At 32.2% G+C, this 15,860-nt stretch carries 13 protein-coding genes; 7 read left to right on the top strand and 6 right to left on the bottom strand.

Annotated elements, in window-relative coordinates; translation table 11 throughout:
• Positions 1 to 128: 128 nt before the first annotated feature.
• From AC1Q5Z_RS20815 to AC1Q5Z_RS20805, 3 genes are all read right to left on the bottom strand, one after another.
• On the bottom strand, positions 129 to 2,618 hold the full coding sequence (locus AC1Q5Z_RS20815) for a DUF5686 and carboxypeptidase regulatory-like domain-containing protein (protein WP_492446670.1): 2,490 nt from the start codon (positions 2,616 to 2,618) through the stop codon (positions 129 to 131).
• 157 nt (positions 2,619 to 2,775) lie between these two features.
• On the bottom strand, positions 2,776 to 3,189 hold the full coding sequence (gene aroQ, locus AC1Q5Z_RS20810) for a type II 3-dehydroquinate dehydratase (RefSeq protein ID WP_198858214.1): 414 nt from the start codon (positions 3,187 to 3,189) through the stop codon (positions 2,776 to 2,778).
• A gap of 135 nt (positions 3,190 to 3,324) precedes the next feature.
• Positions 3,325 to 3,885: a porin family protein gene (locus AC1Q5Z_RS20805; RefSeq protein WP_198858213.1), complete on the bottom strand. Its 561-nt coding sequence runs from the start codon at positions 3,883 to 3,885 to the stop codon at positions 3,325 to 3,327.
• Positions 3,886 to 4,175: 290 nt separating this feature from the next.
• On the opposite strand from AC1Q5Z_RS20805, the gene AC1Q5Z_RS20800 reads away from it, so the two are divergent.
• The 4 genes from AC1Q5Z_RS20800 (at position 4,176) to AC1Q5Z_RS20785 (ending at position 8,165) form a co-directional block, all read left to right on the top strand.
• Entirely contained in the window at positions 4,176 to 4,736 is a 561-nt protein-coding gene (locus tag AC1Q5Z_RS20800) for an outer membrane beta-barrel protein (RefSeq protein WP_343588492.1), read from the top strand.
• A gap of 208 nt (positions 4,737 to 4,944) precedes the next feature.
• Entirely contained in the window at positions 4,945 to 5,523 is a 579-nt protein-coding gene (locus tag AC1Q5Z_RS20795) for a porin family protein (RefSeq protein WP_198858211.1), read from the top strand.
• 78 nt (positions 5,524 to 5,601) lie between these two features.
• Positions 5,602 to 6,498, top strand: coding sequence for a site-specific tyrosine recombinase XerD (gene xerD / locus AC1Q5Z_RS20790; RefSeq protein WP_343588491.1), 897 nt, complete (start codon positions 5,602 to 5,604; stop codon positions 6,496 to 6,498).
• A 146-nt stretch (positions 6,499 to 6,644) separates the two neighbouring features.
• Positions 6,645 to 8,165, top strand: coding sequence for a PAS domain-containing sensor histidine kinase (locus tag AC1Q5Z_RS20785; RefSeq protein ID WP_343588490.1), 1,521 nt, complete (start codon positions 6,645 to 6,647; stop codon positions 8,163 to 8,165).
• A gap of 70 nt (positions 8,166 to 8,235) precedes the next feature.
• Here AC1Q5Z_RS20785 and rny read toward each other — a convergent pair whose 3' ends face one another.
• The 3 genes from rny to AC1Q5Z_RS20770 all read right to left on the bottom strand — a co-directional run bounded on the left by rny (position 8,236) and on the right by AC1Q5Z_RS20770 (position 10,593).
• Positions 8,236 to 9,795 (bottom strand): ribonuclease Y, encoded by a 1,560-nt coding sequence (gene rny / locus AC1Q5Z_RS20780; RefSeq protein ID WP_198858208.1) that lies wholly within the window; start codon positions 9,793 to 9,795, stop codon positions 8,236 to 8,238.
• 209 nt (positions 9,796 to 10,004) lie between these two features.
• Positions 10,005 to 10,298, bottom strand: a complete 294-nt coding sequence (locus AC1Q5Z_RS20775; RefSeq protein WP_198858207.1) for a cell division protein ZapA — start codon at positions 10,296 to 10,298, stop codon at positions 10,005 to 10,007.
• A gap of 4 nt (positions 10,299 to 10,302) precedes the next feature.
• Complete coding sequence (locus AC1Q5Z_RS20770) at positions 10,303 to 10,593, bottom strand: hypothetical protein (RefSeq protein ID WP_198858206.1); 291 nt, start codon at positions 10,591 to 10,593, stop codon at positions 10,303 to 10,305.
• A gap of 180 nt (positions 10,594 to 10,773) precedes the next feature.
• On the opposite strand from AC1Q5Z_RS20770, the gene AC1Q5Z_RS20765 reads away from it, so the two are divergent.
• The 3 genes from AC1Q5Z_RS20765 (at position 10,774) to AC1Q5Z_RS20755 (ending at position 15,748) form a co-directional block, all read left to right on the top strand.
• Positions 10,774 to 12,456, top strand: a complete 1,683-nt coding sequence (locus AC1Q5Z_RS20765) for a M23 family metallopeptidase (protein ID WP_343588489.1) — start codon at positions 10,774 to 10,776, stop codon at positions 12,454 to 12,456.
• A gap of 12 nt (positions 12,457 to 12,468) precedes the next feature.
• Positions 12,469 to 14,934: a TonB-dependent receptor plug domain-containing protein gene (locus AC1Q5Z_RS20760; RefSeq protein WP_492446666.1), complete on the top strand. Its 2,466-nt coding sequence runs from the start codon at positions 12,469 to 12,471 to the stop codon at positions 14,932 to 14,934.
• 88 nt (positions 14,935 to 15,022) lie between these two features.
• On the top strand, positions 15,023 to 15,748 hold the full coding sequence (locus tag AC1Q5Z_RS20755; RefSeq protein WP_343588487.1) for a CREC-EF hand family protein: 726 nt from the start codon (positions 15,023 to 15,025) through the stop codon (positions 15,746 to 15,748).
• Positions 15,749 to 15,860 lie beyond the last annotated feature (112 nt).

Here is a 15,860-nt window from a genome sequence, read left to right as displayed (position 1 = left end):
GTTTTAAACTTTGACAAAGATTAATTTAAAAAGCTTCACGTGGGCTTTGACTTTGTTTAGTCTGAATAAAAAAGTATTAAGTACTAAAAAAAACTTAGAATCTTAGCATCTCAGAACCTTAGAACCTTTTAATCTAATGCATTTAAAATCTTCAATCCAAATAGAACACCATTTTGTTGGATGCCACCTTGGTAAGAATGAACATAATCGATTCTGAATAATTTGAATTTTCCGAAACCTAAATTGTCTAAACCAATTGTAAATTCAGAATATGGTTTTTTGTCTGGAATTGCCAAAGCATGAAATCCGATATTCATAGTTGATTTTAAAAGATTCAATAACGGAATTTTATTCATAATAAAGCCCGTATCATTGTATTCGGTATGCATTTCAAAATAACTATCGTTTGTGTTGTTAGAATAATACGGCATCATGTTGAAAACATTTAGATAGCGTTCACTTGTTCCAATATGAGTTTGGTTTCCGTTAAAATGTCTGTAATCAATAAACGAAATATTCTCAGCATTGAAGAATTTTCCTCCTCTAAAATTGGTTCCTAAAAGACCTTTATTACCAAGCGATAAATCATATTGAACGGAAGCTCCAATTCGTTCATATTCGTACTTTTTTTCGCTTGCTGCAAAGGTTTTTTCGAATGCTAAATAAACCGTCGGATATCTATCGTCTTTAAAATTAAATCTTCCGTCAGGTCTTGAAATATATTTGTTTCCAAAATTGATCTTCGTTGTCAGAAGCGCTTTAAACAAATGATGCTGATCAAAAGCTGGAGTTGTAAAATCGTTTGGCGCTAACGGATTATTTGAGGAGTAAAGATCATCTTTTTTAAAGAATGAATAATCGGTTGTATTCAAAAGCGGTTTTCGCTGCTCGTAACCAATTTTTCCAGTAAGATTTATTCCATTAGCAATATCTTGTCCGTAATTAATTTCAGCAAATTCTAAGTTATAAAGCTTCATGTAGTTGTCTTTAAAAAATAGAGAGCTTATAGAATTAATAAATTTTGAAATTGGTTCGGCACTATTAAATTGAGCAGTTTTTGTTCCTCCAGAACCCCAAATTGTAGCATAATTAATAGTGTTGAATCGATGACTGAATTCTCCAATTGCGCGAAAACGTTCGTCAGAAAATCCATAATTAAAAGTAGTACTTATCGAAGTACTTTTTCCTTCTTCTTCATTCCATTTTTTAAAAGAGAAGCCAGAATCCAAATTAAAACCTTGAACAGTATTGAAACTTAATGAAGAAATATTCAATAAGCCTTTATAGTCAAAAGAATATTTCTTAAAAGTATTTTTATAATCGTAACCCATTAAAATATCCCAAACCTTGAATTTGTTGTTTTTTGCATCAATAGAATCGGTATATTTTTTTGATTTTCTAATAGTCTGCAAACTATCTTTTTTTGCATAATCACTGCTTTCTTCAATCGTTAACGGAATGGGACGAATTTCATTCCAGAAAGCATCATCTTTTTTATTGGCATTGAGATCAAAAGCTACGAGCTCGTTTCCAAAAGTTTTCTTTTCAAATGAGGCAGGAAATTCATAATTAGAATAAACATAATTGAAATTTCCAGAGAACTTTACGCCAAAAATTCCAGCATTAAAAGAAAGTGTCTGCGCATTTTTTGACCAGATTTTATTTTTGGTGTTGTAGCTGAAACTCTGTTTTAAAGTCATTATTTCTGTAAATTCATTTTTCATTCGATATCCTTTGATGTCTAAATCAATGGCATAAATGGCAAAACTATCATCTACAATATAAATGTATCCTTCAAAAACAGGTTCTTTATCTCGTTTCGGAATGACTTTGATTTTATAAATCTGCTGATTGTTGTCATCGTAAAAAGTGCTTTCTAATTTGTATTTGTAATAATTGAAAGCATTGTCTGCGATAGGTGAGATGAGTTTTACATCAAAATCTAAAGTGTTGTCATAAAAGTCATAATTTGATAATGCTGCTGTATTATAACTATAGCCACGATTGTTTCCTGAAACTTTAGAAGCAATAATATTTTCTTTAAACTTGTTTGGTTTTTCAAGGCTAACTTTAGATATCGTTTCAGATAAATATAAGATTCCAGTTCCCGTCGAATCTAAATTAGAAGCCATATCATCGCCAAGTTCTACTTTTTTGCCCAGTATTTTTTTAGGAAGATCTTTTACTTTAAACATTCCTTTTGAATAAAAATCGGCTGTATATCTTTCAGTTTTATCCGAGTTTTCTTTTTTATGAGCTATTGCACTTTTTATGATGGCATTTGCTGGATTGTTTTTAGGATCGATAATTACTTCATTTAAAGCAAAACTTTCTTCTTGGAGCTGAACGTCTAAAGTAACGGTTTTGTTTCCGGCGACAACGGCTATTTTTTGAGTTTTAAAGCCTAAATATTGAAATGTAATTTTGTTTTTTCCAATTTCTTTTACATTAAGCTGATATTTTCCCTGCTCATTTGAAGTGGTTCCTGCATAAGTGTTTTCTTCAAAAACCGATACAAAAGGAAGCGGATTTCCTTTGTCATCTGTTATAGTTCCTTTAATTTGTGAAAAGGTAGTAATAGAAAAAAATAAGAAGGAAAATAAAGTAAAGTTTCTCATGTAGTGTGGCTTGTCTTACAAAAATATAATAAGTTAAATCTGAGCTTATTAATAATTTGTTAAATTCTAAGACATTAAATGAGATAACATATCAAGTTGAACGAAGTTGAAATTCTTTAGTTTTTGGTAATTCCAACTTCGTGCAATAAAAATGTTTTTATAGAAAGGATTGAATAGCCAATTCGTAACTTTTAAGTCCGAAACCTAAAATAACACCTTTTGCATTTCCAGATAAATAAGATTGGTGTCTGAAACTTTCTCTAGCATAAGTATTAGAAATATGCACTTCAATTACAGGAGTTGTAACGGCTTTCATAGCATCTCCTAAACCAATAGAAGTATGTGTATAAGCACCTGCATTCAAAATAATTCCGTCAAAAGTAAAGCCGCATTCTTGAATTTTTCCAATTAGTTCGCCTTCAATATTACTTTGATAATAAGAAAGTTCAATATTTGGAAATTTTTGTTTCAACGTTTCAAAATAATCTTCGAAAGTTTGGCTTCCATAAACTTCAGGTTCTCTTTTTCCTAAAAGATTCAAATTTGGTCCGTTGATAATGCAGATTTTCATAAAGTAATTTGTTTTTTAATTAAGCGATGTGAATGCATTTACATTTTTACAAATGACATTTCACATGTAAGTGTAAAAATAAAAAAAACCGCACTAATAAATAGGGCGGTTTTTGTAAAAGTATGTGATATATTTTTAGAACATGTATCCAGCTGAAAGTTGGAATACAGAGTTTTTAAAATCAGCTTCTTTTGAAATTTCTGTCAAACCAATACCGTAACGAGCTTGAACGAAAAGACCTCCAACAACTTTTAATCCTAAGCCTGCGTTAAGAGAAAAGTCAAATGTTTTTGGATCTGCAACATCAAATTCTTTTTTATTGCTAACAAGGAATGATGCCTGTGGACCAAGTTCTAAACTAAGAGATTTAGTCATATAGATTTTTGCCATTACTGGAATAGCAATATATCCCATTTCATTTTTAAATTCTGAAACAGCATTTTTATAAGTTGCTCCTTGAGTAGTATATAAAAGTTCTGGCTGAATTGAGAATTTTTCTAATAATTTAAGTTCTGCTACAAGACCTGCGTGGTAACTTGTAATTCCTTCTTTGTCAACAGAAATTCCATTAAAGTCAGAACCTCCAGTTTGATTAGCAAAGTTAACCCCCGCTTTTACCCCGATTTGTACAAATTGTGCGTTTACTGCCGCTGATGTTGCGATAAACATAACAGCTGCTAAAAATATTTTCTTCATAAAAAGGTTTTTAAAAATTGGTATTTTAAATGTTATTTATAGATCAAAACTACATATTTAGCATTTTATTGCATTATATTTTCGATTAAATAATTAATAAAATTCCCACCGAAAAGTAAATTTTAAGGTTTTAAAGCCGTTTGTAATCTGTTACTAATCTGAAAATCAGCTATTTTTTTGGTAATTTTTTTCTGTCTTATTTTGATACTTTTTAAGCTTATTGCGGAGTTTATTTTGTAAGTGTAATCTTAGTTTTGTCGAATATTAATCAAGTAATATTTGAAAAAATTATGAAAAAAATTGTTTTAACTGCTATTGCAGTATTAGGCTTTACATTTGCTAATGCACAGACTGGAGGATTTTCAAAAGGGGACACTTTTATCTCTGGAGCTTTAAATGTAAGTTCAACAAAAGAAGGAGATGCTAAGAGCAGTGGTTTTGAAGTTGAGCCAAAAGTTGGGTATTTTGTTACTGAAAACATTGCAATTGGTGCAAAATTAGGTTTTGGTACAGATAAAGAAGGCGATAACAAAACAAATTCATTTACAGCTGGAGCTTTTGGTAGATATTATTTTACTCCTGCTTCTCAATTTTCAGTTTATGGACAAGCTGGTCTTGATTTTACAAACTACAAGTATAAACCAAGCGATGCTAAATCAAACGAAATTGGAGCTAACATTGGTTTAGGTTTAAGCTATTTCTTGTCTAATCATTTTGCTATTGAAGCTACTTGGTTAGGTTTAGGATATAGTGTAAACAATAATGGTGGTCATGGAGCTGATAAAACTAATTCATTTGGTTTTGGTACTGACTTAAGAGACGTAAGTTTTGGAGTTATTTACAAGTTCTAAGAAAAAAACAGTTAGTTAATTTTAAAAGGCCTTCCTCAATTTCGAGGAGGGCTTTTTTTGTGCCGAAAACTCTAATTTTTAAATTGGCTTAATTTAAAATTAACAAATAATGTAATAGTTACTATTTTATTTGTTAAATTCCTAATATAGATTTATGAAGAATATTTTTATATTTGGCTAATTAAATTTAACCCAAAACAAATTTAGAATGAAAAAAATTATTTTATCTGCCATTGCAATTATGGCTTTTACATTTGCAAATGCTCAGTCAACAAGATTTGGAGTAAAAGGAGGTCTTAATATCACAACTTTTGCTGGTGGAAATTATTGGGATGCTAGCTCTTTAGTAGGTTTTCAAGTTGGAGGTTTCGCTGAGATTAAAGTTATTGAAAGATTAGCTATTCAGCCAGAGGTTTTGTTTTCTACGCAAGGTGCTAAATTGAAATTTGCAGGTGATAAGTATGATACTAAATTAAATTATATTAACGTTCCTGTTTTAGCGAAGTTTTATATCACAAAACAATTTACTGCTGAGGCGGGTCCACAAATAGGATTTTTAGTTTCTGCGAAAAGTGATGGAGAAGATGTTAAAGATGGTTTCAAATCTGTTGATACAGGATTTAACTTTGGATTAGGATATAACTTTACAGATAATTTCTCAGTTGGTGCGCGTTATACAGTAGGTTTGTCTAATATAGCAGATAACAATGCAGATACTTGGGATGAATATTATGATAGCCCAAAAAATAGTGTTTTTGCTATAACTGCAGCTTATAAATTTAATTAAGAAATTAAAAAATATTTGAAGAACCTTCCTTTTTTAAGGAAGGTTTTTTTATGCCAAAAAATCACTTACTTTGTAGATATGAATTGGAGTAGATATATAAAAGATTATCAATCATACTTAAGGATTGAGAGAGGTTTGTCTAAAAATACGATCGAAAACTACGGCTTTGATATTGAACGTTTATGTCTGTTTTTAGAAACCAATCAGATTGATATCTCTCCAATAAAAATTTCCGATGAAACCTTACAACAATTTATTTATTCGGTAGCCAAAGAAGTTAATCCGAGGTCACAGGCAAGGATTATTTCTGGACTTAAAAGTTTTTTTAATTATCTGGTTTTTGAAGATTATAGAAACGATAATCCGTTAGAATTAATTGAAGCTCCAAAGACTGGCCGTAAACTACCAGATACTTTATCACTTCAGGAAATTGATGCTTTGATTGAAACCATCGACTTAAGTACTAACGAGGGCGAACGAAATAGAGCGATGCTCGAAACTTTATATGGCTGCGGCTTACGTGTTTCTGAATTGATTTCGCTTAAAATTTCTGATCTCTTTTTTGATGAAGGATTTATTAAAATTACTGGAAAAGGAAATAAAGAAAGATTTGTTCCAATTGGGCCTCTAACTCAAAAATATATTGATATATATCGAAATGCGATTCGTTGCAATCTCATTATAAAAAAAGGAGCGGAAGATACTTTATTCTTAAATAGAAGAGGAAATCAGTTAACACGTGCAATGGTTTTTACTATCATAAAAGATCTTGCTGAAAAAGTGGGGCTTAAAAAGAATATAAGTCCGCATACGTTGAGGCATTCTTTTGCTACACATCTGCTTGAGAATGGTGCAGACTTAAGATCTATTCAATTAATGTTGGGGCATGAGTCTATTACAACAACAGAAATCTATGTGCATTTGGATCGCAGTTTTCTAAAAGAAGTAATGCATAGTTTTCATCCTAGGAAATAATTTTTGTTGAATTGTGTTTTTTTGTTCTATAAATTTATATATTGTGTTAAAATTTTGTTTTTAACTGGAGTAAAATAAAGCATTGCAGTTTGTTTTTGCTTTTCCAAATAAGTTCTGAATATTTTATTTACATAAAAAAGTAGCATATGGTTTTTGATTTGTATGGAAATGACGATTGCTTGGAGGTAAATAATTTTTATAAAAAATTGTTGGCCGAAATGCCCGACCTGCTTTTTCAATTTAGTATTGATTCCGATAATAATTATACTTTTCCTCTCGTAAGTAAATCGGCAGATGAGATATTTGAACTTTCTGCCGCGGATTTTAATAATGATATAAAGTTTGTAATCTACGATCGAATTCTTCCACAGGATCGTGAGCTTTTTTTTCAGTCTTTGGTCAAAGCTAGGAAAGAAATAAAGCCATGGGAAATTGAGTTTAGAGCTGTGCTTCCAAAAAAAGGGATTCGATGGTTTAAAGTTGCCTCTAAAACGGAATCTTCTATAAATGGAAATGTAATTTTCTATGGTCATGTTTCGGATATTACCGAAATAAAGGATAAAGAAGAAAAACTTAGAATTTCTGAAGAACGTTTTCAATTTGCTTTAGATGCTTCTACAGTCGGAATTTGGGATTGGGATATGGTTACAAATAGTGTCTTTTACTCTTCTTTGTCTCTTAAAATTTTAGAGTTAGAATCGACTGATATTTTTGATGATCCTGAGCGTTGGGATAAAATTGTACATCCTGATGATCTTCCCAAATATTACTCTGATATTCACGAACATTTTGATAATAAGATTCCGTTTTACGAAAATTATCATCGTGTAATGACTTCTAGTGGTAACTATAAGTGGATTTTAGATCGAGGAAAAGTAATTAAACGTGATGAAAACGGAAGGCCTTTGCGTGTAATTGGAACTCATACTGATGTTTCGGCTCAAAAAGAGAAAGAACTCGAACTTGTGAAAACAATGAAATTGTATAGTGATCAGAACAGTCGTTTGCTGAACTTCTCTCATATTGTTTCTCATAATTTAAATACGCAGGCTGGAAACATAAAATCAATTTTAGATTTTATAGATGCTGATGTGAATAAGCAAACTGTAGCCGAAATGCTGGAACATTTGAGAACCGTTTCAAACGATTTGAATGAAACGATTTCAAATCTTACTCAAATTGTAAAAACACAAAGTAATATTAATATTGCAGTTGTTCCGCTAAAACTTTGCGAGTATATCGAAAAGACGATATCGACTATTAAAGGTTATGATAAGCAGCGAAAAGTGACTATTGTGAATAACGTCCCAAAGTACCTCACGATTAATTTTAATCCGGCGTATATGGAAAGCGTTTTGCTCAATTTTACGACAAATGCAATTAAATATGCACATCCAGATCGAGATCCAGTAATTACTTTTGATTTTGCTATAGAGCCAGAAGGTTTTAAATCGCTTACAATTACAGATAACGGACTTGGAATCGATTTAAAAGTATATGGTGATTTAATGTTTGGAATGTATAAAACATTTCATAAGCATGAAGAAGCTCGCGGAATAGGATTGTATATTACGAGAAATCAAATTGAAGCCATGAAAGGAACGGTTGAAGTAGAAAGTGAAGTAGGAGTGGGAACCAGCTTTAAAATCATTTTTAATGATATGTAAAACTTGAAATAGAGATAAAAAACAAAAGGCTGTCATTGACAGCCTTTTGTTTTATTTATGATTCCTTAGATTATTTAGCAATATTTACAGCTCTAGTTTCTCTAATAACTGTAACTTTTACTTGTCCAGGATAAGTCATTTCTGTTTGAATTTTTTGCGAAATTTCGAAAGATAAGTTTGCAGCATTATCATCAGAAACTTTTTCGCTTTCTACAATTACACGAAGCTCTCTACCAGCTTGGATAGCGTAAGCATTTTTAACACCGCTAAATCCGTAAGCAACATCTTCAAGATCTTTCAAACGCTGAATATAAGAATCTAGAACTTGGCGTCTTGCACCTGGTCTAGCTCCAGAAATAGCATCGCAAACTTGAATGATTGGAGATAGTAAAGATTTCATTTCAATCTCATCATGGTGAGCTCCAATTGCATTGCAAACTTCTTCTTTTTCACCGTATTTCTCTGCCCATTGCATACCTAAAAGCGCGTGAGGTAAATCACTTTCTGTATCTGGCACTTTTCCGATATCGTGTAATAAACCAGCTCTTTTTGCAAGTTTTACATTTAGTCCTAATTCTGCTGCCATGATACCGCAAAGTTTAGAAACTTCTCTTGAGTGCTGTAATAAGTTTTGTCCGTAAGAAGAACGGTATTTCATTCTACCTACAACTTTAATTAATTCTGGGTGTAAACCATGAATTCCTAAGTCGATAACAGTACGTTTTCCAACTTCAATAATTTCGTCATCAATTTGTTTTGCTGTTTTAGCAACAACTTCTTCGATACGAGCTGGGTGAATACGTCCGTCAGTAACTAATTTGTGTAAAGACAAACGAGCAATTTCTCTACGAACAGGATCAAAACAAGAAAGAATGATAGCTTCTGGTGTATCGTCTACAATGATTTCAACTCCAGTTGCAGCTTCCAAAGCTCTAATGTTACGACCTTCACGACCAATAATTCTACCTTTTACATCATCAGATTCGATATTGAAAACAGAAACGCAATTTTCAACTGCTTCTTCTGTTCCAACTCTCTGAATAGTGTTGATGATTATTTTTTTAGCTTCTTGCTGTGCAGTCAATTTTGCCTCTTCAATAGTTTCTTGAATATGAGACATTGCTTTTGTTTTAGCTTCAGCTTTTAAACCTTCTACCAATTGCTCTTTTGCTTCTTCAGCAGAAAGACCAGAAATTACTTCTAATTGTTGTAATTGGCTTTTGTGAAGTTTGTCAACTTCAGCTTGTTTTTTATCTAAAACTTCAATTTTGTTATTGTATTCAGCTGTTTTAGATTCGTAATCTTCGTTTACTTTTTTAGCTTTAGAAAGTTCGTTAGAAACTTGAGATTCTTTATCGCGCACACGTTTTTCTACTTCAGCAACTTTTTTATCACGTGCTAAAATAACTTGTTCGTGCTCAGATTTAAGTTCGATAAAACGCTCTTTTGCTTGAAGAATTTTATCTTTTTTGATATTTTCGGCCTCCAAATTAGCGTCTTTTAAGATAGAAGCTGCTTCTTTTTTAGCGTTTTTAATTAGGTTTGAAATATTACTTTTCTCGATAATTTTAGCTATCGCAAATCCTGCTGCAATACCTACAATACCAATAATGATCGTTATGATGTCCATGTTTGTTAGGGTTTATATATAAAAAAAGCCTACATTAATTGCTTGTATAAACTCGTAAAGACAAGTTTTGAGCTAACTCACTGTTCAAGTTTCCCAGCCAAATGGAGGGCATACTATAGTAGCGACGATTTGCTCATTCTAAATTGTTAGTGTTGAGTTTACCAATTGTGAACTAATGTAGGCAGTATCTTAGTTTCTGTAAAGAACGTTTATTTTTCGAGATATTGATCTAAAAGCGTATTTAATCTTTTAATTCTTTCGATAGTCTCTTCTCCATCGATTGTATTGTCAATCTGTTTTTGTTCTACTTGCGATGCAAATTGTAATGCACACATTGCTAGAACATCTTGTTTGTCACGAACCGCGTAATTTTCTTCGAACTGCTTGATCATGGCATCAATTTTTTTAGAAGCACTTCTAAGTCCTTCTTCTTGAGCGGGTTCAACCGTAAGTGGATAAACGCGGTCGGCAATTGATATTTTAATTCTAAGCTTTCCGTCCATGTTATTAATCTGATAGTTGTGCTATACAGTAATCAATTTCGCGAATTAATGAATTTATTTTAAGCTTTGTCTCTCTCTTGTTATTGTCGCTGCCAAGCAACGAATTGGCTATCTTAAGTGTTTCATTTTGCTTCTTCAAAGCTTCCATTTCCTCAGATTGTTTCTGGATAATTTGCGCAGCTTTGGCTAATTCTAATCGTAATACTTGATTGTTTTGCTCCAAGCCTTTTGATTTCTCAAAAAGCTTTTCAACTTTATATTCAAGAGTATCAATTATTTCTGCAATTACACTCATTATACATCCTATTCATTACTTAATCATACAAAGTTAATATTCCTTTTTATTAATGCAATTTTTTATCGATTTTTTTACATTAAAATAGATAAATATATGTAATTCAATTAATTGTGAAATTGTAATTTTTTTCCTGCTTTTATTGGCTTATTTTTATTTATCTTAGCAAAAATGTTGCTTATGAGATTCGCTGTACTTACCCTTTTGATTTGTAATTCTATATTTGCGCAAACGCAGTATCCTAAAGACTATTTTCGCCCTCCGCTAGATATTCCAATGCAACTTTCTGGTAATTTTGGAGAATTAAGACCAAATCACTTTCATGCTGGTTTTGATTTAAAAACCAATCAAAGAGAAGGATTAAGCGTGCACGCAATTGCGGATGGATATGTTTCGAGAATCAAAATTTCGACTTTCGGAAACGGAAAATGCATTTATATTACACATGCAAATGGTTATACTTCTGTTTACGGGCATTTGCAAACTCCAGTTGGGCCAATTTTAGATTATGTAAAAAAAACGCACTACAAAGAAAAAGCGTATGAAATCGAAATGTTTCCAAAACCTGACGAGCTTCCTGTGAAAAAGGGAGAAATAATAGGTCTTTCTGGAAATACTGGATCGTCTGAAGGTCCGCATCTTCATTTTGAAATAAGAGACACTAAAACGGAGTTTGTTATCAATCCAATTTTCTTTGGCTTTGACCAAAATATAAAAGATACCAAAAAACCTACTTTGTCAAGTTTGTATGTTTATCCGCTAGATAACGCAACCGTAAATCTTTCGAAACAGCCTTTATTGGTTAATATGACGCTACAAAAAGACGGAACTTATTTGGCTTCTAAAGTAAAAGCTAACGGAAAAATTGGTTTCGGAATCAACGCGGTGGACACTGATGATGTTTCGCATAACAAAAATGGAGTTTTTAATGTTTCGACTTTTTTAAACGGAAATCAGAATTATAATTATCAGTTTAATACCTATTCTTTTGATGAAATGCGGTATGTAAACGCTCTGATCGATTATCCTCGATATAAAAAATCAGGACAACGTGTGCAGAAACTTTTTATGAAAACGCCTTTTGCTTTGAGTATTATTAAAACAGATTCTCTTCGAGGTATTGTAAAAGCAGAGCCTAATCTGGCTTCAAATTATAAAATTGAGGTTTCGGACTATTTTGGAAATATGAATTCGATTACTGTTCCAATCGAGTTTGATGCTGCGACACCGCTTGTAGAGGCTGAACCAGTTAGCGGAAAATATTTCATCAAGTATAATAGAGATACTAATTTCGAAAAAGATAATATGTCGGTTTTCTTTCCGGCAGGAACATTCTACGATGATTTCAATATGAATTTTGATGTTAGGAATAATAAAATTTTCATTCATGACGATACAGTTCCTGTGCATTCCAATTTTACGATCACTATAAAAGACGACACTTATCCAGAATCTTTAAGAGATAAGCTTTATATTGGTAAGGGAACAAGCTATAACGGAACAATTAGAAAAGGAGATGTTTTTACTGCTAAAGCAAAAATATTAGGAACATATGGCTTGGTTTTGGATACAATTGCGCCTGTCATAAAAATTGTAAAACCTGTTGAAGGAAAGTGGATCAGCGATCAAAATAAAATTGATTTTACAATTAACGATGCATTGTCTGGAATAAAATCTTATAACGGCTATTTAAACGGAAGTTGGGTTTTGTTTGAATACGAAAATAAAGCAAGAAGAATAACTCATACTTTTGATGATCAATATTTGGCAGAAGGAGAAAACGTTTTAAAAATTGAGGTAGTTGATAATGTAGGAAATACTGCTATCTTTGAAACACGTTTTTTTAGAAGTCAAAAAAAATAAAACCCAAAATCTTTGAGTCAAAATAGGTTTACATTCGCTTTTCTTTTTTTATTTATCAGCTGTATTGCATTGGCTCAAAACGCTCATATTAAGGGGCTGATTTTAGATGCAGAAAAACATCCTGTTTCTGGGGTTAATGTTTCTTCACAAGATGCTTTTGTTCAGTCTGATTCGAATGGCTTTTACGAAATTGTAATTCCGTCAAACAAAAAGGTTTCTTTGATATTTACTCACGTTTCTTTAAAAATGATGAGTTTGACTGTTAGTTTGAAAACAAACGAAGTTTTTGTTTTTAATCCGATTATGAATAATTCTGAGGAACAAATGGGTGAAGTTTTTGTTTCTTCTGGAAATAGAAAAAGAGTTCAAGGGATTACATCAGTAGATACTGAAACCATTAAGAAAATTCCAGGTGCAAATGCCGGAATCGAAAACATTCTAAAAACACTTCCGGGCGTTAATTCAAATAACGAATTAAGCACGCAATATATGGTGCGAGGCGGGAATTATGATGAAAACTTAGTTTATGTAAATGAAGTAGAAGTGTATCGTCCGTTTTTAATTCGTTCGGGGCAGCAGGAAGGACTTAGTTTTACCAATACAGATTTAGTGCAGAATGTTGAATTTTCTGCTGGTGGATTTCAGGCGAAGTTTGGAGATAAATTATCTTCTGTTCTAGATATTACGTATCGCAAGCCAACTCAATTTGGAGCTGCTTTTGAAGCAAGTTTTCTAGGAGGAAGTGCTGCAGTCGATTTGGTTTCAAAAAACAAAAAATGGTCTGCCGTAACTGGAGTCCGTTATAGAAATAACAGTCTTTTAGTAAATAGCCAAGATACACAGACAAATTACAAGCCAACTTTTGCCGATATTCAGACTAATATCAATTATGATATTTCTGAAAAATGGCAGATGAGCTTTTTAGGGAATATTTCTCAGAATAAATATTCGTATGAGCCTTTGGTGCGCCAAACTAATTTTGGAACAATAGATCAGCCAATGGCGCTTTCGGTTTATTATGACGGACAGGAAAAAGATCAGTACGATACTTATTTCGGAGCTTTAAAAACTACTTATAAAGTATCGCCTACACTTACTTTAAAATTAATTGGTTCCTTATTTCATACCACAGAAAAAGAGCATTTTGATATTTTGGCTCAATATCGTTTAGGAAATGTAAACGCTGAAAATTCAGAAGATGCTTCAGTAATTGATTTTACACGCGGAATTGGTTCTCAGTTAAATCATGCTCGAAACGATTTAGATGCTTTAATTGCAAACATTGAGCTTAAAGGAATTAAAGACTGGAAAGAAAGCCAATTAGAGTTTGGTTTAAAATATACCAGAGAATCTATTAGAGATCGAGTAGTGGAATGGGAAGTAATTGATTCTGCAGGATTTTCTATTAATCCGCCTTTGGTAGTTATTCCTAAAAACAATGAACCTTACACGCCTTATACAGGGCCGCTTTTACCTTATCAAAATATTCGTGCTACAAATTTTAATACTATAAATAGATTTTCGGGTTACGCACAATGGAACAAACAATCAGAAATTGGTTCAAGCCAAATCTGGTATCATTTAGGAGCGCGTTTTCAAGGATGGAATGTTGCGGGAGCGGCAGAAGAAGGAAAAACACAATTTGTAGTAAGTCCGCGTGCACAATTTGCAATAAAACCAGATTGGGATCGCGATATGGTTTTTAGAATTTCCGGAGGATTATATCATCAGCCTCCATTTTATCGAGAATTGAGAGATTTGGACGGAGTTGTGAACCCAAATGTAAAAGCTCAAGAAGCTATTCATATTGTTTTAAGTAACGATTATAACTTTAAAATGTGGAATCGTCCTTTTAAATGGGTGACAGAGCTATATTATAAATCGCTTTCAGATGTCAACGTTTATTCGATAGACAATGTTCGAATTCGATATGTTGCCAATAATAATGCAAAAGCCTATGCGCAAGGTCTTGATTTTAGATTAAATGGCGAATTTGTACCAGGAACCGAATCTTGGATAAGTTTTGGATACATGAAAACCGAAGAGAATTACGAAAATAGAGGCTATATTGCTCGTCCGACAGATCAGCGATTGAAGTTTGCAATGCTGTTTCAGGATTATATGCCGAATATTCCAAGTGTAAAAGTGTATTTGAACTTGGTTTACAATACAGGATTGCCAGGAGGAGCGCCAGCATATTCAGATCCATATTTATATCAAAATAGACTGAATGATTATAGAAGAGCTGATATTGGTTTTGCAAAGGTTTTTGTAGATGCAAGTACGCAAAATATAAAAACAGGCTGGCTGAAAAAGTTTAAAGAGTTGTCTCTTGGGCTAGAAATTTTTAATCTTTTCAACAATCAAAACGCAATTACAAATACTTGGGTTCGTGATGTCTATTCAAAAAATCAATATGCGATTCCAAATTATATGACTTCGAGAGTTTTTAACGTTAAATTAAATGCGAGGTTATAAACTGCTTCGATGTTGGTTGTAAAATTCAATAAAACTCAAAAATACAATCAAAAATAGTATATTTGATAATCGTATATAATCATTGTAGATGAAAAAGTATTTTAAATATATTGCCCTTATACTTGTCGGGACGGTTATAAGTTGCCGAGAAGAAGTTCAAAAACCAAAAGTAACTTATGGTGCTTCTAATAAAGTAAGCACAGGCGCAGTAAAAACAGACTCAACACAAATTGAAATTGCAGATCTTCCTATTCAAATGGAAGGCACTAATTATTTGATTCACCCCGTTGGAGATTTAAGAGTTTATGAAAGGGGGGCAAAAGCTCGTTATGGTTCTTCGAGTGTAAACGATGTAAGTTTTACAATTTCTAATTTAGGAGAATATGAAATTACAGGATTTCTTCAGAATTTAAAATTTCAAAAAGTAGATTCAGATTCTATCCGACCTTTATCTGATAAACCAGTTTTAATTTTAACAGCTACTTATTTAAAAACTGTTGCAGATAAAACGCATAATAATGTTATGGTTTATACACTAACAGATTCGGATACAAACAAAGATGGTAAAATAGATACCAGCGATATTAAAACTTTATATTTAAGCGATATAAGTGGAGGAAATTTCACAAAAGTTTCAGCAGAATTAGAGGAATTGGTAGATTGGAGTTTAATTGAATCTAAAAACCGTCTGTATTTTAGAACAATTGAAGATACCAACCAAAATGGTCAGTTTGATAAAAATGATGTTTTGCATTATAATTATATAGATTTAGCTTCTAAAAAATGGGAAGTGAAGAGTTATAAGCCTATCTAAGATTCTGAGTTTCTAAGATGCTAAGGATCTAAGGTTTTGCCACAGATTAAAAGGATTAAAAAGATTTTTATTAAAAAGAGAGGCTGTTTCAATAAGTTGATACAGCCTCTCT

The sequence above is a fragment of the Flavobacterium sp. GW823-FHT06G12 genome, assembly GCF_058794775.1.
Note: the sequence above shows the minus strand (reverse complement) of the source record. Positions and strands in the feature narration are given on the sequence as shown.

Bases quoted from the DNA above. Each gene is read 5' to 3' on its own strand.
- AC1Q5Z_RS20815 (WP_492446670.1), bottom strand. From the start codon at position 2,618: ATGAGAAACTTTACTTTATTTTCCTTCTTATTTTTTTCTATTACTACC.
- aroQ (WP_198858214.1), bottom strand. From the start codon at position 3,189: ATGAAAATCTGCATTATCAACGGACCAAATTTGAATCTTTTAGGAAAA.
- AC1Q5Z_RS20805 (WP_198858213.1), bottom strand. From the start codon at position 3,885: ATGAAGAAAATATTTTTAGCAGCTGTTATGTTTATCGCAACATCAGCG.
- AC1Q5Z_RS20800 (WP_343588492.1), top strand. From the start codon at position 4,176: ATGAAAAAAATTGTTTTAACTGCTATTGCAGTATTAGGCTTTACATTT.
- AC1Q5Z_RS20795 (WP_198858211.1), top strand. From the start codon at position 4,945: ATGAAAAAAATTATTTTATCTGCCATTGCAATTATGGCTTTTACATTT.
- xerD (WP_343588491.1), top strand. From the start codon at position 5,602: ATGAATTGGAGTAGATATATAAAAGATTATCAATCATACTTAAGGATT.
- AC1Q5Z_RS20785 (WP_343588490.1), top strand. From the start codon at position 6,645: ATGGTTTTTGATTTGTATGGAAATGACGATTGCTTGGAGGTAAATAAT.
- rny (WP_198858208.1), bottom strand. From the start codon at position 9,795: ATGGACATCATAACGATCATTATTGGTATTGTAGGTATTGCAGCAGGA.
- AC1Q5Z_RS20775 (WP_198858207.1), bottom strand. From the start codon at position 10,298: ATGGACGGAAAGCTTAGAATTAAAATATCAATTGCCGACCGCGTTTAT.
- AC1Q5Z_RS20770 (WP_198858206.1), bottom strand. From the start codon at position 10,593: ATGAGTGTAATTGCAGAAATAATTGATACTCTTGAATATAAAGTTGAA.
- AC1Q5Z_RS20765 (WP_343588489.1), top strand. From the start codon at position 10,774: ATGAGATTCGCTGTACTTACCCTTTTGATTTGTAATTCTATATTTGCG.
- AC1Q5Z_RS20755 (WP_343588487.1), top strand. From the start codon at position 15,023: ATGAAAAAGTATTTTAAATATATTGCCCTTATACTTGTCGGGACGGTT.